Raw genomic sequence first — 26,985 nt, 5'->3', positions numbered from 1 at the left:
GGCAGCGATCACTCATTCGCGAGTGCTGCTTTTATACCAGTGGCCCTACCCCCACGCAAGCTGGAAAGCCAGCAATGACGCGGGTTTCGGGCCATTGGACAGCGCGCGTCAATGCTTGACGCGCGCGCTTCCACTCGGTTTGGCCTTGCTGCGCACCGTGACACGCTGCGCACTCTTGCGCGCCTTCTTCGGTGCCAACGGACGCTCCAGCGCCAGGTCCAGGACCTCTTCGATGTACTTCACCGGGACGATCTTCAGATCGCGGGTGACGTTGGCCGGAATGTCGGCCAGGTCCTTGCGGTTCTCTTCCGGGATGATGACCGTGCGGATGCCGCCACGCAGTGCCGCCAGCAGCTTTTCCTTCAGGCCACCGATGGCGGTGACGCGACCCCGCAGGGTGATCTCGCCGGTCATCGCCACATCGGCACGCACCGGCACCTTGGTCAGCATCGACACCAGCGAGGTGACCATTGCCGCACCGGCGCTCGGGCCGTCCTTCGGGGTGGCGCCATCGGGCACGTGCAGGTGCACGTCGTGCTTCTGCAGGAAGTCGCTGTCGATGCCGAAGCCGACCGCGCGCGAACGCACCACCGACAGCGCCGCTGAAGCCGATTCCTTCATCACGTTGCCGAGCTGGCCGGTCAGGATCAGCTGGCCCTTGCCCGGCACCAGCGTCGATTCGATCTGCAGCAGATCGCCGCCCACCTCGGTCCAGGCCAGGCCGGTGACCAGGCCGATCTCGTTCTCTTCCTCGGCACGGCCGAAGTCGAAGCGACGGACGCCCAGGTACTTGTCCAGGTTCTTGCTGGACACGCTCACCAGCGCCTTCTTCTTCGCGCCCTTCTTCGCCTTGGCCGGCTGCGGGCCGGCCAGCGCGATCTCCTTCACCACCTTGCGGCAGATCTTGGCGATCTCGCGTTCCAGGTTGCGCACGCCCGATTCGCGCGTGTAGTAGCGCACGATGTCCTGGATGGCATCGCTGCCGATCTCCAGCTCTTCCGGCTGCAGGCCGTTGGCCTTGACCTGCTTGGGCACCAGGTAGCGGGTGGCGATGTTGAGCTTCTCATCCTCGGTGTAGCCGGGGATGCGGATCACTTCCATGCGGTCCAGCAGCGGGCCGGGAATGTTGAGCGAGTTCGAGGTGGCCACGAACATCACTTCGGACAGGTCCAGGTCCACTTCCAGGTAATGGTCGTTGAACGCGTTGTTCTGCTCCGGGTCGAGCACTTCCAGCAGCGCCGAAGACGGATCGCCACGGAAGTCCATCGACATCTTGTCGATCTCGTCGAGCACGAACAGCGGGTTCTTGCTGCCGACCTTGTTGAGGTTCTGCACGATGCGGCCCGGCATCGAACCGACGTAGGTACGACGGTGGCCACGGATCTCGGCCTCGTCGCGCACGCCGCCCAGCGACATGCGCACGAACTTGCGGTTGGTGGCCTTGGCGATGGACTGGCCCAGCGAGGTCTTGCCCACGCCCGGCGGCCCGACCAGGCACAGGATCGGGCCCTTCATCTGCTTCACGCGCGACTGTACCGCCAGGTATTCAAGGATGCGTTCCTTGACCTTCTCCAGGCCGTAGTGATCGGCGTCGAGGGTGTCCTGCGCAGCCTTCAGGTCCTTGCGCACCTTGCTGCGCTTCTTCCACGGCACGCCCAGCAGCCACTCCAGGTAGTTGCGCACCACCGCGGCTTCGGCCGACATCGGCGACATCTGCTTGAGCTTGTTCAGTTCGTTGCGCGCCTTGGCTTCAACGGCCTTCGGCATGCCGGCTTCGGCGATCTTGCGGGCCAGTTCTTCCAGCTCCCCCGGTGCGTCGTCCAGGTCACCCAGTTCCTTCTGGATGGCCTTCATCTGTTCGTTGAGGTAGTACTCGCGCTGGCTCTTCTCCATCTGCGACTTCACGCGGCCGCGGATGCGCTTCTCCATCTGCTGCACGTCGATCTCGCCGTCGACCAGGCCGACCAGCATTTCCAGGCGGTCGCCCACGGCCAGCGTTTCCAGCAGGCGCTGCTTGTCGGCCAGGCGCACGCTGATGTGCGCGGCGATGGTGTCGGCCAGGCGCGCCGGCTCATCGATGCCCGACAACGTCTGCAACAGCTCCGGCGGCAGCTTGCGGTTGGTCTTGACGTACTGCTCGAACAGCGACATCAGCGAGCGGGCGATGGCCTCGACCTCGCGCGCTTCGCGCTCGTCAGTGGCGTCGATCTCCACCGCCTGGCCGTGCAGCGAGCCGTTGCGCTCGTCGACGTGGGTGACCTGCACGCGCGACAGTCCTTCGACCAGCACCTTGATGGTGCCGTCGGGCAGCTTCAGCAGCTGCAGCACCTGCGCCAGCGTACCGACCTGGTAGAGGTCGGCCGCATGCGGGTCGTCGGTTTCGGCCGACTTCTGCGCCAGCAGCAGGATGCGCTTGTCCGCCTCCATTGCCTGTTCGAGCGCGTGCATGGACTTGTCACGGCCGACGAACAGCGGGATGACCATGTGCGGGAACACCACTACGTCGCGCAGCGGCAGGACCGGCAGGTCGAGGGTTTCACTTGGGGAACGGGCCATGGGGGCTCCAGGGAAGGGGGAAAACCGCCTCCGGGAGGGCATCTTCCGGAGACAAAAAAAGCCGATGGCCCCGTTATGGGGCCATCGGCTTTCAGATGCAAGGCATTCCTTGAAAATCCTTTCCAATCAACAACCTGGAAGGATCACTCGGCGCCTGCGGCCTTCTGTTCAGGGGCCGCCGGGGTCTGGTAGATCAGGTACGGCTCGGACTTGTGCTCGATCACCGACTCGTCCACCACCACCTTGCTGACGTTTTCCTGCGACGGCAGGTCGTACATGGTGTCCAGCAGGACCGATTCGACGATGGTACGCAGGCCGCGGGCACCGGTCTTGCGCTTGAGCGCCTTGCGGGCAATGGCCGACAACGCGTCCGGGCGGAACTCCAGCTCGACGTTCTCCATCTCGAACAGCTTCTTGAACTGCTTGGTGATGGCGTTCTTCGGCTCGGTCAGGATCTTGATCAGGGCCGGCTCGTCCAGCTCCTCCAGGGTCGCCACCACCGGCAGGCGGCCGACGAACTCGGGAATCAGGCCGAACTTGATCAGGTCTTCCGGCTCGACTTCGGCCAGCACCTTGCCCACTTCCTGCTTGCGCTCGCTGCTCTTCACCTTGGCGCCGAAGCCGATGCTGCCGACGTCGGTGGAACGGGCCTGGATCACCTTGTCCAGCCCGGCGAACGCGCCGCCGCAGATGAACAGGATGTTCTTGGTGTCCACCTGCAGGAATTCCTGCTGCGGGTGCTTGCGGCCGCCCTGCGGCGGAACGCTGGCCACGGTGCCTTCGATCAGCTTCAGCAGGGCCTGCTGCACGCCTTCGCCGGACACATCGCGGGTGATCGACGGGTTCTCGCTCTTGCGCGAGATCTTGTCGATTTCATCGATGTAGACGATGCCCTGCTGCGCCTTCTCGACGTCGTAGTCGCACTTCTGCAGCAGTTTCTGGATGATGTTCTCCACGTCCTCGCCCACGTAACCGGCTTCGGTCAGCGTAGTGGCGTCGGCCATGGTGAACGGCACGTTGAGCAGGCGGGCCAGGGTCTCGGCCAGCAGGGTCTTGCCCGAACCGGTCGGGCCGACCAGCAGGATGTTCGACTTCGCCAGTTCGACGTCGTCGTTCTTCTGCCGGCTCTCGATGCGCTTGTAGTGGTTGTACACGGCCACGGCCAGGGTGCGCTTGGCGCGGTTCTGGCCGATCACGTACTGGTCGAGCACCTCGAGGATCTCGCGCGGCTTCGGCAGCGAACTGCGCGCCGACTGCGCCTTTTCCTCAAGCTCCTCGCGGATGATGTCGTTGCACAGCTCCACGCATTCATCACAGATGAACACGCTCGGACCCGCAATCAGCTTGCGCACTTCATGCTGGCTCTTGCCGCAGAAAGAGCAGTAGAGGATCTTGCCGGTGTCCGTGGAACGACCTTGGCGGTCTTCGCTCATGCTTCGCTTACCCAGTTACCCCACCCGCTGAACGGGGGTTCGATTCGAGAATAGCACAGGGCCGAGGGGACACCAGTCCCGCCCGACCCTGCAGGAACGAGGCCTCCATGGCCCCGTGAAGGCCGGTCAACCGGCCTGGATCGACTCATCCGGACGACGCTCCAGGACCTGGTCGACCAGACCGTAGGCCTGCGCCTCGAAGGCGCTCTTGAAGTTGTCGCGCTCGGTGTCGCGGGCGATCGTCTCCAGCGACTGGCCGGTGTGCTTGGCCAGCACCTCGTTCAGGCGCGAACGCAGGGTCAGGATCTCACGCGCGTGGATGTCGATGTCGGTGGCCTGGCCCTGGTAGCCGCCCAGCGGCTGGTGGATCATCACGCGCGAGTTCGGCAGCGCATAGCGCTTGCCGGCTTCGCCCGCGGCCAGCAGCAGGGCACCCATCGAGGCAGCCTGGCCGATGCAGGTGGTGCTCACATTCGGCTTGATGTACTGCATGGTGTCGTAGATCGCCATGCCGGCGGTGACCACGCCACCCGGCGAGTTGATGTAGATGTTGATGTCCTTTTCCGGGTTTTCCGATTCCAGGAACAGCAACTGCGCCACCACCACGTTGGCCATGTGATCGTCGATCGGGCCCACGAGGAAGATCAGGCGCTCCTTCAACAGGCGCGAATAGATGTCGTAGGCACGCTCGCCGCGGCTGGTCTGCTCGACCACCATCGGAACCAGGTTCAGGGCTTTGGTTCGGTTGTCCATTACGTGAGGTACCTATCTTGGGGGGCAACAACCCCGCGCCGGCAAAGGCGCGGGGCATCCGGTGATCCGCCCGGGCTTACTGGCGGATCGCGTCCTGGAACGACAGCTTCTCTTCGGTGTGCTGGGCACGCTCGGCGATCCAGTCGATCACCTGCTCTTCCATCACACGGTTCTGCAGGCCAGACATCAGCTGGGGGTCGTTGCGGTACATCTCAATGACCTGCTCCGGCTCTTCGTAGGTCGAAGCGATCAGACGCATCGTTTCGTTCAGGCGCTTGGCTTCCAGGCGCAGGTCGTTGATGCGGGCCACTTCACCGACCAGCAGGCCGACCAGCACGCGCTTGGCGGCCGCTTCCTTGAAGCCTTCGTGGGCATCGGCCGGGATCTCGCCGACGTTCTGGCCGTTGCGGCGGATCTGCTCGACCTGCTGGGCCAGCATGGCACGGGCTTCGTTCTCGACCAGGCGCGGCGGCATTTCCACCGAGGAATAGGCGGCGATCAGCTGCTCGCCCACTTCGCGGCGCAGGCGGTTCATCAGGGCGCCCTTCAGCTCGCGCTCCAGGTTGGCGCGGATGTCGCTGCGGAACTGCTCCACATCGCCACCCTTCACGCCGAAGCTCTTGATGAAGGCTTCGTCGACCGCCGGCACGACCGGCTCGGACACTTCGGCGACCTTGACGGTGACCTGCACGGTCTTGCCGGCCAGCACCGGCACACGCCAGTCCGCCGGGAACTCGACGTCCAGGGTCTTCTCTTCGCCCTTGGCCAGGCCGACCAGGCCCTTTTCAATGGTCTCGAACATCATGCCCTGTCCGAGCACGATCGAACCCTTCTCGGTGCCTTCGGCCGGCAGGCGCTCTTCACCGGCCTGCGACCAGGTTTCCACCGCGACCAGGTCACCGTCCTGCGCGCCACGGCTGACCGGGGCCCAGGTACGACGCTGGTTCTGCAGGTTCTCGATCATCTGGTCGATGTCGGCGTCGGTGATCTCGGCGGTGTGGCGCACGACAGTCAGCTTGCTGACGTCGATGTCGCCGAAGTCCGGCACCACTTCCACGGTGGCCACGAAGGAGAATTCACCCTCGTCGCCCTTGTCGATGCGCGGGCTGCCGACGATGCGCAGATCGTGCTCGCGCACGGCCGCGTCGAAGGTTTCGCGCAGCAGGCCGTCCAGCGCCTCGCCACGGACCTGCGCGCCGAAGCGCTGCTCGATCACCTTGGCCGGCACCTTGCCCGGACGGAAACCCTTGATGCGGGTGGTACGGGCGATTTCGCCCAGGCGGCCGGCGATGTGGCTCTGCAGACGGGCTTCCGGCAGCGAGAAGCTCAGGCGGCGTTCCAGGTTGCCGGTGGATTCGATCGAAGCTTGCATGTTGACTCCTGCCACCGGTGGCGCAGGCCCCCGGCTCGATGATTGGGATGAAACGGTTGTAAGGACACGACGTCTGGGACGCGCCTGCTTGCCGCAGCCCTTTAGTTTCGCCCAATTCGGCCTGCACTGCCAGCGCGTGCCGGTCAAGGGGGCAGCGGGGCCCGATCAGGGCGGGGGACAGGCCGGCACTGGTGCGAAAGGGGGGACTCGAACCCCCACGCCTTGCGGCACTGGAACCTCTATCCAATGCAGATTGACTTAAAGTCTTGACGCAACTGGATTTTGGCCAGTTTAGTGTGCCACAGGCATCAGATAGCACCTCCACAGCCAGAACTACATCACCGGTTCGATGCAATTCCTTCGCCAGATCAATTTCAGTCAGGTAGACTCCGACTGCCCATGCCGGTGTGGTGGAATTGGTAGACGCAAACGGTTTAGGTCCGTTCGCCTTTGGCGTGCAGGTTCGAGTCCTGTCACCGGCACCATAGAACTATCTCAATCTCTTGGCGGCCCCTCTTAAGCCATAGGAAGAGAGGGAACAATCTCAGCTATGTCTTCGATGCTGCCGATGGAAATTGTCCAGGGCGAAAGCTGACGTGCATCTGGAGCCAGTGCCGTGAGACGGTACTCGCATTGATCTGCGTAAGAGACTGGCTTCGAATAGCAAACTCCAAGTCCATGAGGCTTTCCGTAGCTTACTGAGGCGTCTGCAGTAATGGCTCCTGGGAGTACGCGCTCAATCTCAGCATGCATTCTTTCGAGCAACGCCTCGGGATCATGAACTACTAGGCAGGCGTCCGCGCTGTCAAAGCCACCACCGACTTCAGGGTTCCAGCGACTTGAGAAGCAGGCGACCCAGTAGTCCCGCTCCAACTGTGAGGTGAAGGTTACGTCGCCCAATGGGCGAATGACGCGACCATCAACGCCAGTGATGGATATCTCCTCACCACCCACAACCCTAGTGCGACATAGCTCGTTGTCTTGGCGTGCAGCGTCCCCCTCAAGGGTTCCATAGTAGGACGCAGGCATGAGCCTGAACTCTCCGCGAGCGAGGGATTTTTCTAGAAAGACTCGCTGCGAGTATCGGTAAAGCTTAGGGGGGCGCGTGGCGTCAACAATGATCAATCAGATTACCTATAGGGACCGCACACATCGTGCGCAGCCATTCTACATAAATCACACTGGGGAAACATAGCGTTCCAAAAACATTTTTAATCAAGCAAAACCACAGGCGGACACACATGTGCCAACGCCGTGGCACAGGGATGGCATTTAGGGGGAGATCGTGTGGCAGTGCGTGGCCCGTGTGCCAAGATTGTGTCTCGGGAGGGCCGCTAAGGCATTGAAAATTAAGGAACCGGAGGGGAACCTAAATCCAGGGCGTCTACCAATTCCGCCACTTTCGCGTGGCCGGCACAGGCGTTCATTGTCGCAGGCGCCGGCTGGAATCGGAAGGCCTGCACAAAACTGAACATGACAGGCGGGCACATCGTCCGCGCCAAAGGCCGTCCCGAAAGTCAGGCGACCGTTCGGGACGGCAGCCACTCAGTGTTTCGCCGCGGCAGGGGGCGCAGATGCGTCAGCGCCCTGCCCAGCCGCATCCACCTTGCGGATGTCCACGCCACCATCATCGGTGCGACGCAGGTCCACAGCCTCGCTGGCGGCCCCACCCTCCGCCAGCGATGCCGGCTGCGCGACTCCTGCGATCGGGCGCGCCGGAACGGCCCCGGTGCCCGCATCGCGCTCGACCGTCTTCGCCGGGTCACTGCCAGGTGCGCAGGCCATCAGCGCCAGCAACGCGAAAGGAACCCACGCCATCCGGCACAGTCGGTTGATATCGGTCATCAGCTTCTTCCTTCTCACATGCGCCCTCGGCGCGGAAGATCCATTGGGTGCGATGAAAGAGGCAATGCGGTGAGAAGCAGCGCACAGCATTGAGAACACTGATGACGCACATGCCCCTGGTTTCAGCACCGCTTCAGTAGATCCACGCCATGCGTGGATGAAGCGCAACCCGGCAAACAGGCAAGAAAAAAGCCACTTGGCGAACCAAGTGGCTTTCGTCTGGTGGGCTGTCAAGGATTCGAACCTTGGACCTATTGATTAAGAGTCAACTGCTCTACCAACTGAGCTAACAGCCCGAAATCGGGGCGCGAATTATGACCCGATCCGCTCGGTGGGTGCAAGCACTTTTTTCAACATCGTTGAAACAAGCGCTGCAGTCCCGCTGCCGCTGCAGAACCCCGCCAGGCGGAGCGCTTCAGCGCGTGATCCATCGAAATGACGGGTTCACACTTATAAGAAAAAAGCCACCTGGCGTACCAGGTGGCTTCTGTCTTGGTGGGCCGTCAAGGATTCGAACCTTGGACCTATTGATTAAGAGTCAACTGCTCTACCAACTGAGCTAACGGCCCGTGAAACTCAGACACACATTGTAGCGTGCATTCTGTTTATTGCAATACCGCTCCGGCGGCGCCGATACGGTTGAAACAGTGGGGTGGCTGAGGGGATTCGAACCCCCGACCACCGGAATCACAATCCGGTACTCTAACCAACTGAGCTACAGCCACCACTGAAACTTCTGCTCCCCTGCCGATGCTGCCAGCAGTGGAACCTGATGCGTTGCGACCGGGTGGGACCAGAAGGCCGTCCCCTGAAGCGAGTCCGGCATTTTCCGGGAGTCGCGAAGGAATTGCAAGCATTTCTTCACATTGATGTGCCGGTCGCCATTCCGCCCCGCGTCGCGCTGCGCACGCGCCCGCCTCAGCGCCGATCCTCATCCAGCAGTGACTTGAACAGATCGGCCGACGGCATCTGCGAAAGCGGGATTTCCGCCATCTTGAACCACTGCGTCGGCGCTTCCGGATGGGGTCCCGACAGCACCACCCTGCCCTTCCCGTGGCGATACGACGCAGCCGCAATGTCGCCATTGGTGTAGCGGGAAATCACCTTGAACCCTTGGTCGCGTGGCGCCTTGGGCAGGTAGGGACCGTCCTGGAAGTACACCGTCTGGCGGCGCCCGTCCCAGACGACGGGAATCACGGCATCGTCTTCATCCTGCACCGGGAATCCCGGCCTGCCGGCCTCGGCGTCCAGGTCCTGCGCCAACAGGCCCAGATGCGATGCACCGGCCAGGTAGGCCCCCATGCACAGGCCGATGTAGGTTCCACCTGCATCGACGAAACGACGGATGACTGCCGCCCCCTCTTCGCCCACCGCCGCCATCGCGGCGTCGATGTCCTGCCCGCCCCCCGGCTGCACATAGGCCCGGTAGCGCGACGTAGCCAGCGAATCGACATCGACGGCCTCGCCCGGGCCGACGAACACCACGTGATAGTCCGGACGCGAACGATGGATGGCCTGTTCGACGGCCTCCGAACACCCTGGGCAACCGGCCTCGCCGCGGTAGACCGCAATCACTGGGGCGTTGGCGGACGCCTGCACGGCAAGCCCCAGGCCCATCGCCAGCAGCAGACAGCGCGATCGCGCAACGGTGTTCATCAAGGGATGGCTCAGCGCAGTCACCCCGGCATGGGGCAGGCCGACTATGCATCGGCCACGACGGACCAGATTGAATGCGCGCCAACACAGCGCAGGACCAGGCAGAGGCCGGTAACAACAGGACCTGCAGGAGATGGGTGAAATGGCGCGCCCGACAGGAATCGAACCTGTAACCGCCGGCTTAGAAGGCCGGTGCTCTATCCAGTTGAGCTACGGGCGCCCGGACCGGAACGGTGTCCAATCCGACGTGATGTGGGATTGGTCGGGGTAGAGGGATTCGAACCCCCGACATCCTGCTCCCAAAGCAGGCGCGCTACCAGACTGCGCTATACCCCGGTCTTGCAATCCCCTCGGGCCAGGCCCGGGGAGCTGGTCATTGTGGCCAAGCGCATCATGAACTGTCAACGCGGGCGACTCGAACGCGTCGCCTGGCACGGCACCACGTGCAGCCATCAGCTATGCTCCCGGTCATCGGCCGGATGGCCGTCCAGCCCCTCATCCGCACGGAGAACACGCATGCGCAGCGGCAACCCGGCTCTTTCCGAGTCGACCTTCCTCGACCTCGCCAGCGGCTCGGTGGTGACCAGCCCCGACCAGGTGATGACTCTCAACGGCACCGCCAACAAGACCGGCATCCTGCTGTTGTTGACCGTGCTGACCGCGGCGTTCGCCTGGAGCCAGGCGGTCGACGAGTACGGCCAGATTTCCGGCAGCGCGAGCCTGTACGCCATCGGTGGGGCGATCGGCGGCCTGGTGCTGGCGTTGATCACCATCTTCAAGAAGGAATGGTCGCCGGTCACCGCGCCGATGTACGCGCTGGTCGAAGGCCTGTTCCTGGGCGCCGTGTCGGCGCTGTTCAACATGAAGTACCCGGGTATCGTGTTCCAGGCCGTACTGCTGACCTTCGGCACCCTGGCCGCCCTCCTGGTCGCATACCGCAGCGGCGTGATCAAGGCCACCGAGAACTTCAAGATGGGCGTGGTCGCCGCCACCGGCGGCATTGCCCTGCTCTACCTGGCATCGTTCGTGCTGGGCTTTTTCAACATCAACGTGCCGGTGATCCATGACTCCAGCTGGCTGGGTATCGCTTTCAGCCTGTTCGTGGTGGTCGTGGCTGCATTGAACCTTGTACTGGACTTCGACTTCATCGAGACCGGCGTGGCCCAGCGCGCGCCGAAGTACATGGAGTGGTATGGCGCATTCGGCCTGATGGTGACCCTGGTCTGGCTGTATGTGGAGTTCCTGCGCCTGCTGTCGAAGATCCAGCAGCGCTGAATCGGAACATGCCATAGATGACAAAGGGCGCCTCTCGTGGCGCCCTTTTTCGTTCCTCCCTCAGCGCGCCAGCAGCGTCGGCAGCGACGAGGCCACCAACGCAATGCCTGATGCGGTCAGCAGGCCCAGTACGACCTGCCTGAAGCGCAGCTCGCTGATGCCGATGTAGACGCGCGCGCCCAGCAGGGTCGGCACCAGCATGGCTGGCGCCACGATGGCGAAGTACGGGAGCATCTGCCGGCTCACCAGGCCACTGCCGACATAGGTGGCCATGGTCACCGCCAGCATGGCCAGATTGAAGTTCTGGATGACCGCGCGCTGCTCGTCCTTGCCGAAGCCGCGCAGCGTGCTCCACAACGTCGGCACCGGCCCGGCGAAGCCGCCGATGCCGCTGAGCACGCCACCGGCCATGCCAGCAATCGCATCACCGATACGGCCGCCAACGCGGACCGGAGGCAACGAGCGCACCATCAGCATCACCGGGCACCACAACGCCAGGAAGCCGCCCAACAGCGCCTTGAACCAGTCCATGTCCAGCTGCGGCAACACCATCACGCCCAGCGGAATGCCGGCCAACCCGCCCAGCACGAACGGCAGCAGCAGGCGCAGGTTGAATCCGCGGCGCACGGTGAACACCGCGACCAGCTGGCCGACCAGCGCGCCGAACACCGACAGCGTGGCCGCCAGTCGCGGCTCCAGCCCCCATGCCCAGAACGACATCGCCACCATGCCAAAGGCGAAGCCGGACAGGCCCTGCACGAATCCGGCGACGATCGCGCCCAGTGCGACCAGCAGATACACCGACTCCATCACCACCTCGATTGCAGCCGCGCGACTACCCTGCCGCGCCCACCTGTGCAGCGTAGTGCGCCGCAAGGTGCTCGACCAGCGCACGCACTTTCGGCGCCAGCGCACGTGCATGCGAATACAGCGCGAAGTAGCGCCGCTGTCCGGCGTGCCAGGCAGGCAGCACACGGATCAAACGACCGGCGCGTAGGTCTTCCTGCACCGTCAGTGCGGTGAACAGGCTGATGCCCATTCCCGCAAGCGCGGCGGCATACAGTGCCGGCGTGGCATCCACGCGCAGGCGCTGGCCAGCCTCGATGTTCATGCTGGCACCACGCGGCCCCTGCAGCTGCCAGGGCGGCATTGACGGTGTGGGACTGAAGCCCAGCAGCGTGTGCTGCGCGAGATCCGATGCCTGACGCGGCAGGCCATGACGCGCCAGGTAGGCTGGGGCGGCCACCAGGATGCGCGAGCAGCTGGCCAGTTCACGTGCGACCAGCTGGCTGTCCGGCAACGCATGCGCGATGCGCAGGGCCAAGTCAAACCCACCACCGACGACATCGACCAGCTGATCATCGGCCGACAGATCCAACGAGACGTGCGGGTAACGCTGCAGGAACGACGGCAACCAATGCTGCAACTCCTGGCTGGCCACGACCTGCGGCACGCTGATGCGTACGCTGCCACTGGGTTGCGCCTGCCCGGCGCGGGCACGGTCGTCCGCCTCCTGCAGGCGGTCCAGCAGCGTTGCCGCCTCGCGGTAGTAGTCGCGCCCGGCCTCGGTCAATGACAGCCTGCGGCTGTTGCGATCGAGCAAGCGAACCTGCAGATGCTCTTCCAGCTGGCGCAGTTGCCGTGACATCGCCGAGTGAGTGGTCCCCAGGCGTTCAGCGGCCGCGGTGAAACTGCCCGCGTCAACGATGGCGCGCAGCGCACGCAGGGCGGCGAAGTGATCCATCGGCGGGCAACTCCATGTGGCGGGGCCCACGGCATGCGGGCCCCGCCAGCTTATCAAGCGCCGTCGCCGGCCTTGCGCACCGGCAACGCCAGGATCGCGTCGGTACTCATGACATCACCGAAGGCGTCTTCGATCTGCGCCAGCGAGGCATCGTGCAGCGCGCGATGATCGATGCGCTGGCCACCAGCCAGGTCCAGGTCACGACTGGCGCTGGCATCGGACGACACGATCACCCGGTAACCACGGGGTGCGGCCGCCGCGTCGCGCGCCGCACCGGCCACACAAGCATGGGTCTGCAGGCCGGTGACGATCAGGGTGTCGATGCCGGCATCCTTCAGCACCGTGTCGAGCACCGCGGCCGAGCTGCCAGCGAACACACTGACGTTGTCCTTCTGCACGACCGTCTCGCCCTTGCGCGGCTGCAGGTCGCGATGGAAGTCGGCATTGACGCTGCCCTGCGCGAACAGCGGTGCACCGGCCGGCAACACGTGCTGCACGTGGATCACGCGGATGCCGTGGGCATCGGCGAACGCGACCACCCGCTTGGCCTGGCGCAGTGCGGCCACGCCATCGGGAATGACCATGCGGCCACCGGCAAAGCCCGGCGCGGCCTTGGCATCGAAGTACTCGTTCTGGAAGTCGATCACCAGCACGGCGGTCCTCGCTGCATCCAGCGAGGTCGCGACCGGCGCGCCCGCCATATAGCGGATGGTGGGATGAGCCGACTCGGCGGCAACAACCGGAATGGTGGCGGCCATGCCGATCAGGCTGGCCAGGCCGAAGGCGGTGAGATTCATGGAGCGACTCCTGTGCAGTGGAAAGTGGGCACAGGATGCAGAGCGGATGGCGCACGAACCAGCCGTGCAACAGCACATGATCTGTGCGAAATACGCACAGACAACCCCTGTAGCCCCCCCCATGGGTGGCTGCGGACCAAAGCCCCGCCATCCACGCATGGCGTGGATCTACGAGTCAGCCCACAACGCAACGGGGCGCCCGAAGGCGCCCCGCTGTGGATTCAACCGAGGTCGCCCGGCCGCTTACAGGCGGCTGGCGATGGCCTGGGCAAAGCTCATGGTGGTGCCGGTACCGCCCAGGTCGCCGGTCAGCGAATCCTTGGCTTCCATGGTGGCCACGATGGCCTTGCGCAGGCGCTCGGCGTTTTCCGGCTGGCCGATATGGTCCAGCATCTGCGCGGCTGCCAGCAGCAGCGCGCACGGGTTGGCCTTGCCCTGGCCGGCGATGTCCGGCGCGGTGCCGTGCACGGCTTCGAAGATCGCGGCGTCCTTGCCGATGTTGGCACCCGGGGCCAGGCCCAGGCCACCCACCAGGCCGGCGCACAGGTCGGAGATGATGTCGCCGAACAGGTTGGTGGTGACAATCACGTCGAACTGTTCCGGACGCATCACCAGCTGCATGCAGCAGTTGTCGACGATCATTTCCTGGAACTCGATGTCCGGGTACTGCGCGGCCACTTCACGGGCGACGTTCAGGAACAGGCCCGAGGTCGACTTGATGATGTTGGCCTTGTGCACAGCGGTGACCTTCTTGCGGCCGGTGCTCTTGGCCAGCTCGAAGGCGTAGCGCACGATGCGCTCGGAGCCCTTGCGGGTGATGCGGGTGCCGGAGAAGGCGGTCTCGCCGTCGGCCGACACTTCCTGGCCTTCGGCCAGGTAGGCACCCTCGGTGTTCTCACGAACGGTGATCAGGTCGACGTTGTCGAAACGCGACTTGGTGTTCGGGAAGGTGTGGGCCGGACGCACGTTGGCGTACAGGTCGAAATGGCGGCGCAGGCTGACGTTGATCGAGGTGAAGCCACCACCGACCGGGGTGGTCAGCGGGCTCTTCAGCGCGACCTTGTTGCGCGCGATCGATTCCAGGGTCACCGCCGGCATCAGGTCGCCGTGCTTTTCCAGGGCCACCAGGCCGGCGTCGGCGTCTTCGTACTCCAGCCCAGTCTTGAGCTGGTCGAGCACGAACAGGGTGGCGTCCATGATTTCCGGGCCAATGCCGTCGCCGCGGATGACCGTAATTTTCTGCGTCATTGATCGATGTTCCGAACAGGGGGAAAAACGCCGTCCGGACGTGCCCGGAAACGCCGGCGCAAAGGAAGTTTCACCGGCAATTATGCCTGAGACGGGGCCGAGGTCCCAAATAGACCATGGTCCCAGTGCCCGGCTCAGGCAGTGTGCCCGCGCGCGTTGGCGGCTGGATCGCGGAAAAGCACGGTAGTGCCGGCCGCTGGCCGGCAACCTCGGCCAGGTCGAGTTCAGGCGATGCCGGCCAGCGGCCGGCACTACCCTCAGTGCTCGTGCGCTGCCGGAGCGCTGGCGCCGCCTTCGAGCTGGTCGAGGAAGTCGACCGCGCGGCGCAGGTGCGGGATCACGATGGAACCGCCGACCACCAGGCCGACCGAGAAGGTCTCGAAGAACTCTTCACGGGTCACGCCGGCGTCCTTGCACTGGGCCACGTGGTAGCTGATGCAGTCGTCGCAGCGCAGCACCATCGAGGCCACCAGGCCCAGCAGTTCCTTGGTCTTCACGTCCAGCGCGCCGGCCTGGTAGGTCTGCGTGTCCAGTGCGAAGAAGCGCCGCACCACCTGGTTCGGTTCGCCCAGGATGCGTTCGTTCATGCGCTTGCGGAACTCGGTGAATTCGGCGATGCGGTCCTTGCTGCCGTCGTCGGCCGCGCTCATGCCTGGCCCTGCCCGGCCAGCAGCGGCTCGAGCTTGCCTTCACGGTGCAGGGCCATCATGTCGTCGTAGCCGCCCACGTGGACGTCGCCGACGAAGATCTGCGGCACGCTGGTGCGGCGGGTCAGTGCCATCATCTTCTCGCGCTCGGCCGGGTCCAGGTCGATGCGGACCTCGGTCCACTGCTGGCCCTTGCTCTTCAGGAAGTTCTTGGCGGCCACGCAGTACGGGCAGACGGCGGTGGAATAGATGGTGATGGCGGGGGCGCCGCCGGCGGTCTGGGCTGTCACGGGAAACTCCACGATGGATCGACGGTCTACATATGGTACCGGTGCGCTGGAAATTCCACGCCACCGCCGCAACACTGTGGGTTAACGAATGGTTGCCCCCTGCCCTGCCAGGCTTGGCGCGCCCTGCCCGAGGACCTTCCGCTTGCGAGCCCTGCTGCTGACTACCGCCGTTACCCTGGCCCTGGCCATGCCGCTGGCCCAGGCCCAGGAGAAGCTGCCCGACATCGGCTCCTCGGCCGGCGAGCTGCTGACCCCGGCGCGCCAGGCCGAGTACGGCGCGATGATGCTGCGCGAGCTGCGCAACTACGGCTACCTGCTGGATGACCCGCTGGTCAACGACTGGCTGCAGACCATGGGCACCCGGCTTGGCTCCAACAGCGACCAGCCGCGCCAGCCCTACACGTTCTTCGTGATGAAGGACCGCCAGATCAACGCCTTCGCCACGCTGGGCGGCTATATCGGGGTCAATGCCGGCCTGGTGCTGACCGCCGAGCGCGAGGACGAGGTGGCTGCAGTGCTGTCGCACGAAATCGCCCACGTCACCCAGCAGCACGTGCTGCGCGGGGTCGAACGCGCCCAGCGCGACCAGATACCGATCCTGCTCGGCATGCTGGCGGCGGTGGTGGCCGCGCAGGCCAGCAACAGCACCTCCTCCGGCAACGCGACGATGGCCGCGATCAGCTCCGGCATGGGCCTGATGCAGCAGCGGCAGATCAACTACACCCGCTCCAACGAATCGGAGGCCGACCGCCTCGGCATCCGCACCCTGTCGCGCAGCGGCTACGACGTGGATGCCATGGCCGGCTTCTTCGAGCGCATGTCGGCGGCGATGCGCGGCAACGAGGGCGGCTACAGCGTGCCCGAGTTCCTGCGCACCCATCCGGTCAACATCACCCGCATCAGCGAGGCCAAGGCCCGCGCCGAGCAGATGAAGAAGGACACGGTGCTGCTGACCACCAGCACCCCCAGCGGCGAGCGCAAGGAGCGGGTGAATCCAGCCGATCCGGGCCTGGCCGAGCCGCTGCTGCGCGGAAACAACCCGTTGCTTCCCAGCAGCGTGCTGCGCGTTCCGGTCGGCCAGCTGGCCCGTGGCGCCAGTGGCGACTTCGAGTGGGCGCGCGAGCGCCTGCGCGTGCTGAGCGCCGATTCCACCGCCGAGCTGGAGCGCGAATACGCGGACATGGCCAAGCGGCAGAAGGACGGTCTCAACGACGCCCAGCGCTATGGCCAGGCGCTGGCGGTCATGCGCGGCGGCCGCAGCGGTGCCACGCAGGCCCGGCAGACCCTGGCCAGCCTGCTACAGACCCGCCCGGACAACCTGTGGCTGGCACTGGGGCTGGGCGAGGCCGAATCGCGTGCCGGACTGGGCGCGCAGGCCAACACCCGTTTCGAGCAGCTGCTGCGCGAGCACCCCAACAGCCGGCCCGTGGCCCTGACCTACGCCGAGATCCTGAACGAACAGGGCACCCGCGAGGCGGGCCAGCGCGCGCAGGCCATGCTGCGGCCCCTGCTGTCGCAAAGTGGTAACGATCCGGTCTTCCAGCAGCGATACGCCCGCGCCAGCGAGCTGGCCGGTGACAGCGTGCGCGCCAGCGAGGCCTATGCCGAGGCCGCCTTCCTCAGCGGCCGCCCGGAGCAATCGCTGATGCAGCTGCAGGCCCTCAAGCGCAACCCGGCGCTGGACTACGTGGGCCGGGCGCGGGTGGATGCGCGCATCGAGGCGATCACCCCCACCGTGCTGGAGCTGCGCCGCCAGGGCGTGCAGGACCCGGACCTGGACCGCCGCTGAGTGCTGCGTGACCGGTCGATGGCAATCCCGACCGGTTCCGGCCAGGTAGTCACAAACATGTCATCAAACCGTAGTCTACTGGCACCACTCCAGTAACCGAGCCCTACGGTGTCCTCGTGCAGAAACGCATCCTGATCGTCGATGACGAGCCCGCGATCCGTGAAATGGTCGCCTTCGCCCTGCGCAAGGGCGATTACGAACCGGTCCACGCCGGCGATGCCCGTGAGGCCCAGACCGCCATCGCCGATCGCGTCCCCGACCTGATCCTGCTGGACTGGATGCTGCCCGGCACCAGCGGCCTGGACCTGGCCCGCCGCTGGCGCAAGGAAACGCTGACCCGCGAAGTGCCGATCATCATGCTGACCGCCCGCGGTGAAGAGAACGACCGCGTAGGTGGCCTTGAAGCCGGCGTCGACGACTATGTGGTCAAGCCGTTCTCGGCGCGCGAACTGCTGGCCCGCATCCGTGCGGTCATGCGCCGCGCCCGCGAGGACGACGAGGACGGCAGCGTGGCCGTCGGCCCGATCCGCATCGACGGCGCCGCCCATCGCGTGTTCGCCAACGACCAGCCGGTGCCGATCGGCCCGACCGAGTACCGCCTGCTGCACTTCTTCATGACCCACCCCGAGCGCGTCTACACCCGCGCCCAGCTGCTGGACCATGTGTGGGGCGGCAGCGTGTACGTGGAGGAGCGCACCATCGACGTGCACATCCGCCGCCTGCGCAAGACGCTGGAACCGTTCAACGCCGAGAACATGGTGCAGACCGTGCGCGGCGCCGGCTACCGCTTCTCCACCGCGACCTGAGTCTCGTCGTGCCGACGCCGCGCACCCGCGGGTGCCGGCGCCGGCAACTCTGCTATAACCCTCGGTTCACCCCAGTGAACCGCCGCACTTCAACGACGAGATCGCAATGCCCCGCCACATCCGCTCTGCCTGGTTGAAGACCCTGGCCACCGTTGCCGCGGTACTGCTGTTCTCCGGACTGGTGGGGTGGTTCACGGGTCACCTGTGGCTGTGCATCGCACTGGGCGCGCTGGCCACCCTGGCCTGGCATTACTGGCGGCTGCGCAGCGTGCTGCGCCGGCTGACCGCGCGCCAGCGCTGGGACACCGCCGAGGAAGGCACCGGCGTCTGGAACGAGCTGGACCGCCTGCTGTACCGCAACCAGGTGGAAATGCGCGTTCGCAAGCGCCGCCTGCTCGACATGCTGCGCAGCTACCGCGCCGCTGCCGCCGCGCTGCCCGATGCCGTGGTGGTGCTGGACCGCAACAGCCAGCGCGTGCAGTGGTTCAACGAAGCGGCCACCGCCCTGCTTGGCCTGCATCATCCGGGCGACCTCGGCGAGGCGCTGGTCGAACGCCTGCAGCCGATGCCGCTGGCGCACTGGTTGGCCGGCGGCCGCAACGCCGAGCCGATCCTGGACGTGCCCTCACCGGTCGATCCTGCGATCCGCCTGAACCTGCGACTGATTCCGTATTCTTCGGACTACTGGCTGCTGATCGCCCGCGACGTCAGCAAGCTGCTGCGCCTGGAACAGGTGCGCCGCGACTTCGTCGCCAACGTTTCACACGAACTGCGCACGCCGCTCACCGTGGTCCACGGTTACCTGGACATGATGGACCCGGAGGATTTCCCGGGCACCGGTCCGATGCTGGAAGAAATGCGCAAGCAGAGCCAGCGCATGGCCCAGCTGGTGGAAGACCTGCTGACCCTGTCGCGGCTGGAATCGCAGGAGCACAGCGAGGAAGAGACCGTCGCCATGCAGCCGATGCTGGCCACACTACGCCGCGAGGCCGAAGCGCACAGCCAGGGCCGCCACCAGATCAGCATCGACGATCTGGCCGGCGTCGACCTGCAGGGTTCCACCAAGGAGCTGCATAGCGCCTTCTCCAACCTGGTCACCAATGCGGTGCGCTATACGCCGGCCGGTGGCCGCATCGCCGTGGAGTTCCGCCGCGAAGGCGATGGCGCGGTGCTGGCAGTGCGCGATTCCGGTTACGGCATCCCGGCTTCCCACCTGCCACGCCTGACCGAACGTTTCTACCGTGTCTCCAGCAGCCGCTCCCGCGAAAGCGGCGGTACCGGCCTGGGCCTGTCCATCGTCAAGCACATCCTCGGCCTGCACCACGCGCGGCTGGAGATTGAAAGCGAGGTCGGCAAGGGCTCGGTGTTTTCCTGCCATTTCGATGCCGACCACGTGCGCCCGCGCGAGTCCGCCCCCCTGACTTCCATCGAAGAATGACGCCATGAGCAGCCTCGGATCCCTCCCCCTCCCCGTGAGCCCGGACAACGATCCGTTGCGCGACCCGGCGCTCTACATCAACCGCGAGCTGTCGCAGCTGGATTTCAACTTCCGCGTGCTGGCGCAGGCGATGGATCCGCAGGTGCCGCTGCTGGAGCGCCTGCGCTTCATGTGCATCTCCTGCACCAACCTGGACGAGTTCTTCGAGATCCGCGCCGCCGCCGTCCGCCACGCGCAGGAATTCGGCCTGCCACCGGCACCGGACGGGATGAGCCCGCAGGCGATCCTCAACGCCATCCACGACCGCGCGGCACAACTGGTCGACCAACAGTACCGCTGCTGGAACGAGACGCTGCGCCCGGCGCTGATGGAGGCCGGCATCGGCGTGCTCGGCCGCCACTCCTGGACCGATCGGCAGAGGCGCTGGCTGCGCGCCTATTTCCGCAACGAGATCATGCCGGTGCTGTCGCCGCTGGGCCTGGACCCGGTGCACCCGTTCCCGAAGATCCTCAACAAGTCGCTGAACATCGTGGTGGTGCTGAAGGGTACCGACGCGTTCGGCCGCGCCGGCCATCTGGCCATCGTGCGTGCGCCGCGCTCGCTGCCGCGCATCATCCAGCTGCCGGAGAAGCTCGGCGGGTCGCAGAATTTCGTGTTCCTGTCCTCGGTGCTGTCCACCTTCGTCGATGAGCTGTTCCCGGGCATGGAAGTCCAGGGGGCCTACCAGTTCCGCGTCACCCGCAACTCCGAGCTGGTGGTGGACGAGGAGGAGGTGGAGAACCTGGCGCTGGCACTGCGCGACGAACTGGTCGATCGCGGCTACCGGCCGGCGGTGCGGCTGGAAATCGCGCAGGACATGCCGCGCGAGATCGTGCGCACCCTGCTGCAGAACTTCGGCCTGACCGAGAACGCGGTGTACCGCATCGACGGCCCGGTCAACCTCAACCGCATCATCCAGTTGTACGACCTGATCGCACAGCCGGACCTGAAGTACCCGCCAATGACCCCGCGCACGCTGCGCGACAGCGACGGCATCTTCGAGACCGCGGCGCGCCAGGACCTGCTGCTGCACCACCCGTTCGATGCTTTCACCGCGGTGCTGGACCTGATCCGGCAGGCGGCGATCGACCCCAACGTGCTGGCGATCAAGCAGACCCTGTACCGCACCGGCAAGGATTCGCTGATTGTCGATGCGCTGATCCAGGCCGCGCGCAACGGCAAGGACGTGACCGTGGTCGTTGAACTGCGCGCACGCTTCGACGAAGAGGCAAACCTGGGCCTGGCCGATCGCCTGCAGGAAGCCGGCGTGCAGGTGGTGTACGGCGTGGTCGGCTACAAGACCCACGCCAAGATGCTGCTGATCGTGCGCCGCGAGGGCCGCAAGCTGCGCCGCTATGTACACCTGGGCACCGGCAACTACCACAGCGGCACCGCCCGCGCGTACACCGACATCAGCCTGATCACCGCCGATGCGGACATCGGCAACGACGTGCACCTGCTGTTCCAGCAGCTGTCCGGGCTGGCCTCGAAGATGAAGCTCAAGCGCCTGCTGCAGTCGCCCTTCACCCTGCACACCGGCATCCTCGGCCGCATCGAGCGCGAAACGCGCATCGCCGCCGCCGGCCGCCCCGCGCGGATCATCGCCAAGATGAACGCGTTGAACGAACCGCAAGTGGTGCGCGCGCTGTACGCCGCCTCGCAGGCCGGCGTGCAGATCGACCTGATCATCCGCGGCGCCTGCACCCTGCGCCCGGGTGTGCCGGGCATCTCGGACAACATCCGCGTGCGCTCGATCGTCGGCCGCTTCCTGGAGCACAGCCGCGTCTACTGGTTCGGCAACGACGGCGCACCGGAGATGTACTGCGCCAGCGCCGACTGGCTGGAGCGCAACCTGCTGCGCCGGGTCGAGACCTGCTTCCCGATTCTCGACCCGGAGCTGGCCAAGCGGGTCTACCGCGAGGTGCTGCAGAACTACCTGGACGACAACCTCAACGCCTGGGAACTGGATGCCGACGGCATCTACCACAAGCGTGCCCCGGCCCACGACGAAGCCCCGCATTCTGCGCAGATGGCATTGATGCAGGGGCTCTGACCCGGTGTGTCGACCAAGGTCGACACCTACCAAGAGCAGTAGGCACCGATTTGGGGCGGGATAGGATCAGTGCCGACCAACGGTCGGCACCCACCATCAGATCGCAGAAATCTGTCGAAGGCGGGGTGGGTCCGCCATCCCACGGATACCCCGCTTTTGACGTTGACGTTGACGTTGCCTCTGCGGGTGCAGGGCGCAGCCCTGCCGCACTCCCCTCTTCCAAAATGTGAAGGCCGCGCGGTGACGAGCACACCGTCCCTTCGGCTAACATTCGCCCATGCCGCATACCACTACGACTCCGCCCGCATTGCAGGATGGCGACCTGCTGGCCGCCATCGACCTTGGCTCCAATAGTTTCCACATGGTCATCGCGCGCTACACGCTCGGCCAGCTGCGGGTGATCGACCGCCTGCGCGAAACCGTGCGCATGGCCGATGGCCTGGATGGCAAAGGTGGGCTCTCTTCCGCCGCACGGCAGCGCGCGCTGGAATGCCTGGCCCGCTTCGGCCAGCGCATCCGCAATGTGCCGCCGCACCGGGTACGCGCGCTGGCCACCAACACCGTACGCCAGCTGCGCTCGCCGCAGTCGTTCCTGGTCCCGGCCGAAACCGCGCTGGGGCATGCCATCGAAGTGGTCAGTGGCCGCGAAGAAGCGCGCCTGATCTACCTCGGCGTGGCCCACGCGCAACCGCCCAAGCCCGGCCAGCGCCGGCTGGTCATCGACATCGGCGGCGGCTCCACCGAATTCATCATCGGCATGGGCATGCAGACCCTGGAGCGTGAAAGCCTGCAGGCCGGCTGCATCGCCAGCACCCGCCGCTTCTTCCCCGGCGGCAAGCTGAGCAAGAAGCGCTGGAAGGACGCGCTGGCCGAGATCGGCCGCGAGTTCCAGCCCTTTGCCAGCAAGTACCGCGCACTGGGCTGGCAGGAAGCGCTCGGATCTTCGGGCACGCACAAGGCAATCAGCGAGATCTGCGCGACGATGAAGCTGAGCAAGGGCGCGATCACCGCTGAGGCCCTGCCCCAGCTGCGCGACGAGCTGCTGAAGGCCAAGAAGATCGACGACATCCAGTTGCCGGGCCTGTCCAGCGACCGCCGCCCGATCATCGCCGGCGGCATCCTGGTGCTGGAGGCCGCCTTCCAGGCCCTGGGCCTGCAGAAGCTGCTGGTCAGCAAGGCGGCGATGCGCGAAGGCATCCTGTACGACATCGTCGGCCGTGCCGGTGAGAACGACCTGCGCGACGAATCGGTGGCCGCGCTCAGCCAGCGCTACGGCATCGATACGGTACAGGCCGACCGTGTGCAGGACACCGCGCTGTCGCTGCTGGAGCAGGTGCAGGAGCGCTGGAAACTCGATGCCGACGACGCACGCATGCTCGGCTGGGCCGCGCGCCTGCACGAGCTGGGCCTGATGATTGCCCACAGCGGCTACCACGTGCATGGCAGCTACGTGCTGGAACACTCGGACATCGCCGGCTTCTCGCGGCAGGAGCAGCAGATGCTGGCCGCACTGGTACGCAGCCATCGCCGCAGCGTGACCAAGACCGCGTTCGACGCCCTGCCCGAGCGCCTGCTGCTGACCGCACGCCGGTTGGCCGCCCTGCTGCGCCTGGCGGTACTGCTCAACCGCGCCCACGAGGACGATCCGCTGCCGGCATTGGAATTGACCGCGGACGACAACCGCCTGTCGCTGATCGTGCCGCAGGCCTTCATCGATGCGCGTCCACTGCTCCGCGCCGACCTGATCGGCGAGACCGACGGCATCGCCGGGCTGGGCATCCAGTTCCGGCCGTTCGTGGCCTGATCCCTACGGCCAGGGCGGCACGTCATGACGCGTCGCCAAAGGCCTGTTCCGCGCGTGTTCGACAAACTGTTGAAGCTCTACGACCACGACCCTTCGGAGCGATGGTCTTTACTGTTTCCGCGCAGGTTGTCGCTGCCTGCAATTGCCATGACGCTTTCGGTCCAGAGTCGGGGCGAGGGTGCATCGTCCATCGCTCCGCCGTCGATCAGATCAATCGATTGATTCACTTCCGGTTTGTGCGGAAGCGTCATGCCGCTCCATGGCGATTTCGTCCTTTCCCCATACCTCTCCCTCTCCTCCTTCACTAGGTTCGAACAACCACCGCCTGCGGTGGCGTTGGCGCGGCCCGCTTGGCTGCGCACCGAAGACTTCGAAGACTGAGAGAGAGACACCCATGACCATCCGTATTCCCGCACTGGGGCTGGCGATCCGTCGTGCGCTTGCAATCACGGCCACCACAACCCTGGCCGTTCCAGCGCTCGCGCAGCAGGCACCGGAAGCCACCACGCTGGACCGCATCGAAATCACCGGCTCACGCATCCGCCAGGTCGACCTGGAAACCGCACAGCCGGTGCTGACCGTCAGCCGCGCCGACATCGAGCGACAGGGCTTCAACTCCGTTGCCGACATCCTGCAGAACCTGACCGCGACCGGCAGCCCGGCATTGAGCCGCGCCAGCCCGTTGAGCGCCGGCGAAGCCGCCGGCGGCAGCTACGTGAACATGCGTGGCCTCGGTGCGCAGCGCACCCTGGTGCTGGTCAACGGCAAGCGGCTGGGCATGACCACTTCGGGTTTTCAGGACATCTCCAGCATTCCTGCCGCTGCGGTGGAACGCATGGAAGTGCTCAAGGACGGTGCCTCGGCCATCTACGGGTCCGACGCGATGGCCGGCGTGGTGAACATCATCACCCGGCGCAACGTTCAGGGTGTAACCGCCAACGTCTATCACGGCCAATACAGTGAAGGCGACGGTGCCCGTACCCAGTACGACGTGGTTGCCGGCTGGTCCAATGACCGTGCTTCCATCAGCGTTGCTGCCGAGCATGTCGAAGAAAAGGGCGTCTGGGCCAGGGACCGCGGCTTCAGTGCCTATACCTATACCGACGGCCACGCGGATGACGGCTGGACCACGGTCGGCCAGTGGGGTCGCATCACCGGCTTCAAGGGCCCCGGCTGCAGCAACAGCCGGGGCTGCAGCTACTCGCTCGACCGTGGCCGCCAGCCAGGTGGGCCAGACAGCTTCCACCTCAGCGACAACACACCGTTCACCGGTGATGTCAGCAACAGCAACGAGCAGATGCATCTGCAGACGCCGATCAAGCGCGATTCGATCTTCGTCGATGCGCGCGTGGAGCTGAACGACCAGGTCCGTTTCAACACCCAGCTGGCCTACAACCGGCGCACCACCACGCGCCAGATTGCCGGCTATCCCTTCCAGTCCGGCCCAGCCGGCATCACCCCGATGTCGGCCGACAGCTGGTTCAACCCGTTCGGCAGCCATCACGGCTACGACACGCCCAGCGATGTGCACTGGAACCGTCGTACCTGGGAGATTCCTCGCGTCAGCACCAGCGATCTGACCACCTGGCAGGCCGTCGCGGCACTCGAGGGCAACTTCGAATTCGGCGGTCGCGACTTCGACTGGGAAGCGGGTTACCAGTACAACCGCAGTGAGCTGACCCAACGTGCCACCGGCAACCTGCACAAGCAGCGCGTGGCCGATGCCACCGGTCCTTCGTTCTACAACCCGGCAACCGGCAAGGTCGAATGCGGAACGCCGGATGCGCCGATCGCAGGCTGCAAACCCTGGAACCCGCTGGTTCCGTATGGCCAGGACGATCCCTATGGCCTGACCGGCAACACGGAGCTACAGGACTGGCTGTTCCCGGAAGAACTCACCCGCGGCCGCACCACCACCCGCAACCTGTTCGCCAACCTCAGCGGCAGCCTTGCCAGCCTGCCCGCCGGCGAGCTGGCCTTCGCCGTTGGGGCCGAGAGCCGCCGCGAGGACGGCCGCTTCATCCCTGATGCGCTTGCGCAGACCGGTGCCACCACCAACCTCGCGGCAGGCCCCACCGGTGGCGGCTACCGTGTCGACGAGGCCTACCTGGAACTGAGCGTGCCGGTGCTGCGCGACCTCGCCGGTGCCCGCGAACTGACCCTCAGCGCGGCGACACGGTACTCGGACTACTCCACCTTCGGCGGAACCCTCAACAGCAAGTTCGGCTTCACCTGGAAGCCGATCGATCAGCTGCTGGTCCGCGGCACTTGGGCACAGGGCTTCCGTGCGCCGACCATCGCCAACCTGTACGGCGGCGGCTCGGAGACGTTCACCACCGGCTTCCGCGATCCCTGCGATACGGTCCATGGCGCAGCCGCAAGCAGTGCCGAGGTCCGCGCGCGATGTGCTGCCGACATCGCCAACGCCGACACCTACCGCCAGCTCGGCCAGGGCAATGAACCCATCACCGGCAGCAGTGGGCAGACGCCCCTGCCCTTCACCAACGGCTCCAATCCCGACCTGCAGCCGGAAACTTCGACCAGCCGCACTCTGGGCCTGGTCTGGAGCCCGACGTTCGCCGAAGGGCTTCACATCGCACTGGACTGGTGGAAGATCCGCATCGACAACACCATCGTCTCCGACCATCCCAACGACATCCTTCGCGACTGCTACGAGCTGGGTATTGCCGAGCGCTGCAGCAGCTTCACCCGCGACCCGGAGCTGGGCATCGTCAACAAACTCAACTTCGGCAACCGCAACAGCGGCTTCCGCCACGCAGAAGGCTACGACCTGGAGATCGGCCACAAGGTCGAAACCCGCTGGGGCAGGTTGAGCGCCGACTGGAAGTCCACCTATGTGGTCAACGCCGAAGAGAAGACCACCAACGAAGCCGGCGTACCGGCCATCCCCAGCAATGGCATCGCCGGCAATGGCGGCATCGGCTTCCGCGTGCGCTCCAACGCGTCGCTGGGCTGGGAGCATGGCAACCTCGGCCTGACCTGGGGCCTGCGTTACTTCTCCGCCGTCAAGGAACGCTGCCTGGGTGCGGAGGATTATCCGAACGAGTGTTCCCACCCCGACCAGCGCGCGCCGTGGTTCAGCGGTACGCGCGACTACAACCGTCGTGGATCGGTCACCTTCCATGACGTGCAGGCGCGCTACAGACTGCCGTGGGACGCCACCGTTTCAATCGGCGCCAACAACGTGTTCGGCCGCCAGGGCCCGGCCATGTACAGCCAGCCGAGTGCCAACTTCTCCTACTACGGTGGCTTCGACATCGGCCGTTTCATCTACATGAAATACCAGCAGCGCTTCTGATCCACGCACCACGCACGGTGCCCACCACGGCCCTTCGGGGCCGTGGTGGCGTACGCTTCCGGCCGCGTCATCTGCCGGTCGCAAAGCGGTCACATCGGCTACATCGCCAGGCCCGAGCATG

The 26,985-nt window shown here is 65.4% G+C and carries 20 protein-coding genes and 6 tRNA genes; 8 read left to right on the top strand and 18 right to left on the bottom strand.

All coding sequences use genetic code 11. The features are described from left to right. Positions 1–108: 108 nt before the first annotated feature. The 4 genes from lon to tig form a co-directional block, all read right to left on the bottom strand. Entirely contained in the window at positions 109–2,556 is a 2,448-nt protein-coding gene (lon, locus tag AC5P9P_RS00455; RefSeq protein WP_033835467.1) for an endopeptidase La, read from the bottom strand. A gap of 143 nt (positions 2,557–2,699) precedes the next feature. Next, entirely contained in the window at positions 2,700–3,989 is a 1,290-nt protein-coding gene (gene clpX / locus AC5P9P_RS00450) for an ATP-dependent Clp protease ATP-binding subunit ClpX (protein ID WP_004154600.1), read from the bottom strand. A 126-nt stretch (positions 3,990–4,115) separates the two neighbouring features. Next, complete coding sequence (gene clpP / locus AC5P9P_RS00445) at positions 4,116–4,742, bottom strand: ATP-dependent Clp endopeptidase proteolytic subunit ClpP (protein WP_004146318.1); 627 nt, start codon at positions 4,740–4,742, stop codon at positions 4,116–4,118. Between the two features lie 76 nt (positions 4,743–4,818). Continuing rightward, positions 4,819–6,114 (bottom strand): trigger factor, encoded by a 1,296-nt coding sequence (tig, locus tag AC5P9P_RS00440; RefSeq protein WP_495232554.1) that lies wholly within the window; start codon positions 6,112–6,114, stop codon positions 4,819–4,821. A 401-nt stretch (positions 6,115–6,515) separates the two neighbouring features. On the opposite strand from tig, the gene AC5P9P_RS00435 reads away from it, so the two are divergent. Next, positions 6,516–6,599: transfer RNA gene (locus tag AC5P9P_RS00435), tRNA-Leu, on the top strand. Between the two features lie 1,060 nt (positions 6,600–7,659). On the opposite strand, the gene AC5P9P_RS00430 is transcribed toward AC5P9P_RS00435, so the two are convergent. From AC5P9P_RS00430 to AC5P9P_RS00400, 7 genes are all read right to left on the bottom strand, one after another. Further along, entirely contained in the window at positions 7,660–7,959 is a 300-nt protein-coding gene (locus AC5P9P_RS00430; protein WP_049433212.1) for a hypothetical protein, read from the bottom strand. A gap of 220 nt (positions 7,960–8,179) precedes the next feature. Beyond that, a tRNA-Lys gene (locus tag AC5P9P_RS00425) sits at positions 8,180–8,255 on the bottom strand. Between the two features lie 197 nt (positions 8,256–8,452). Beyond that, positions 8,453–8,528: transfer RNA gene (locus AC5P9P_RS00420), tRNA-Lys, on the bottom strand. 79 nt (positions 8,529–8,607) lie between these two features. Then, positions 8,608–8,684, bottom strand: a tRNA-His gene (locus AC5P9P_RS00415). Positions 8,685–8,877: 193 nt separating this feature from the next. Next, on the bottom strand, positions 8,878–9,615 hold the full coding sequence (locus tag AC5P9P_RS00410; protein ID WP_005408266.1) for a BPL-N domain-containing protein: 738 nt from the start codon (positions 9,613–9,615) through the stop codon (positions 8,878–8,880). Between the two features lie 143 nt (positions 9,616–9,758). After that, positions 9,759–9,835 (bottom strand) — tRNA-Arg (locus AC5P9P_RS00405). A gap of 39 nt (positions 9,836–9,874) precedes the next feature. Then, positions 9,875–9,951 (bottom strand) — tRNA-Pro (locus AC5P9P_RS00400). A gap of 180 nt (positions 9,952–10,131) precedes the next feature. Between AC5P9P_RS00400 and AC5P9P_RS00395 the strand changes: the two genes are divergently transcribed. Next, entirely contained in the window at positions 10,132–10,890 is a 759-nt protein-coding gene (locus tag AC5P9P_RS00395) for a Bax inhibitor-1/YccA family protein (protein WP_005408265.1), read from the top strand. A gap of 60 nt (positions 10,891–10,950) precedes the next feature. On the opposite strand, the gene AC5P9P_RS00390 is transcribed toward AC5P9P_RS00395, so the two are convergent. From AC5P9P_RS00390 to grxC, 6 genes are all read right to left on the bottom strand, one after another. Further along, complete coding sequence (locus tag AC5P9P_RS00390; protein ID WP_164207826.1) at positions 10,951–11,700, bottom strand: sulfite exporter TauE/SafE family protein; 750 nt, start codon at positions 11,698–11,700, stop codon at positions 10,951–10,953. A gap of 25 nt (positions 11,701–11,725) precedes the next feature. Next, positions 11,726–12,634: a LysR family transcriptional regulator gene (locus AC5P9P_RS00385; protein ID WP_495232553.1), complete on the bottom strand. Its 909-nt coding sequence runs from the start codon at positions 12,632–12,634 to the stop codon at positions 11,726–11,728. 53 nt (positions 12,635–12,687) lie between these two features. After that, complete coding sequence (locus tag AC5P9P_RS00380) at positions 12,688–13,431, bottom strand: cysteine hydrolase family protein (RefSeq protein ID WP_049403860.1); 744 nt, start codon at positions 13,429–13,431, stop codon at positions 12,688–12,690. A gap of 243 nt (positions 13,432–13,674) precedes the next feature. Further along, positions 13,675–14,679, bottom strand: coding sequence for an isocitrate dehydrogenase (locus tag AC5P9P_RS00375; protein WP_033835461.1), 1,005 nt, complete (start codon positions 14,677–14,679; stop codon positions 13,675–13,677). Between the two features lie 257 nt (positions 14,680–14,936). Beyond that, positions 14,937–15,329, bottom strand: coding sequence for a carboxymuconolactone decarboxylase family protein (locus AC5P9P_RS00370; protein WP_049433210.1), 393 nt, complete (start codon positions 15,327–15,329; stop codon positions 14,937–14,939). Further along, complete coding sequence (grxC, locus tag AC5P9P_RS00365; RefSeq protein WP_004154541.1) at positions 15,326–15,616, bottom strand: glutaredoxin 3; 291 nt, start codon at positions 15,614–15,616, stop codon at positions 15,326–15,328. The genes AC5P9P_RS00370 and grxC overlap by 4 nt, the downstream gene beginning before the upstream one ends. A gap of 142 nt (positions 15,617–15,758) precedes the next feature. Between grxC and AC5P9P_RS00360 the strand changes: the two genes are divergently transcribed. From AC5P9P_RS00360 to ppx, 5 genes are all read left to right on the top strand, one after another. Next, positions 15,759–17,405 (top strand): M48 family metalloprotease, encoded by a 1,647-nt coding sequence (locus tag AC5P9P_RS00360; RefSeq protein WP_043033734.1) that lies wholly within the window; start codon positions 15,759–15,761, stop codon positions 17,403–17,405. 116 nt (positions 17,406–17,521) lie between these two features. Further along, positions 17,522–18,211 carry a phosphate regulon transcriptional regulator PhoB gene (phoB, locus tag AC5P9P_RS00355; RefSeq protein ID WP_005408258.1) on the top strand — a complete coding sequence of 230 codons (690 nt, stop codon included), beginning with the start codon at positions 17,522–17,524 and terminating at the stop codon, positions 18,209–18,211. A 106-nt stretch (positions 18,212–18,317) separates the two neighbouring features. After that, positions 18,318–19,649, top strand: a complete 1,332-nt coding sequence (gene phoR / locus AC5P9P_RS00350; protein WP_005412369.1) for a phosphate regulon sensor histidine kinase PhoR — start codon at positions 18,318–18,320, stop codon at positions 19,647–19,649. A 4-nt stretch (positions 19,650–19,653) separates the two neighbouring features. Then, positions 19,654–21,741, top strand: coding sequence for a polyphosphate kinase 1 (gene ppk1 / locus AC5P9P_RS00345; RefSeq protein ID WP_005408256.1), 2,088 nt, complete (start codon positions 19,654–19,656; stop codon positions 21,739–21,741). A 277-nt stretch (positions 21,742–22,018) separates the two neighbouring features. Further along, a complete protein-coding gene (gene ppx / locus AC5P9P_RS00340) occupies positions 22,019–23,545 on the top strand; it encodes an exopolyphosphatase (RefSeq protein WP_005408255.1) in 1,527 nt (508 codons plus the stop codon). Between the two features lie 77 nt (positions 23,546–23,622). Here ppx and AC5P9P_RS00335 read toward each other — a convergent pair whose 3' ends face one another. Next, the gene (locus tag AC5P9P_RS00335) at positions 23,623–23,796 is read right to left on the bottom strand and encodes a hypothetical protein (protein ID WP_160314648.1); all 174 of its coding nucleotides are present in this window, start codon (positions 23,794–23,796) and stop codon (positions 23,623–23,625) included. 143 nt (positions 23,797–23,939) lie between these two features. Here AC5P9P_RS00335 and AC5P9P_RS00330 point away from each other — a divergent pair, with 143 nt between their 5' ends. Continuing rightward, positions 23,940–26,864 carry a TonB-dependent receptor plug domain-containing protein gene (locus AC5P9P_RS00330; protein ID WP_111188645.1) on the top strand — a complete coding sequence of 975 codons (2,925 nt, stop codon included), beginning with the start codon at positions 23,940–23,942 and terminating at the stop codon, positions 26,862–26,864. Positions 26,865–26,985 lie beyond the last annotated feature (121 nt).

The organism is Stenotrophomonas sp. YJH_SMC_14-1 (assembly GCF_059372275.1).
Note: the sequence above shows the minus strand (reverse complement) of the source record. Positions and strands in the feature narration are given on the sequence as shown.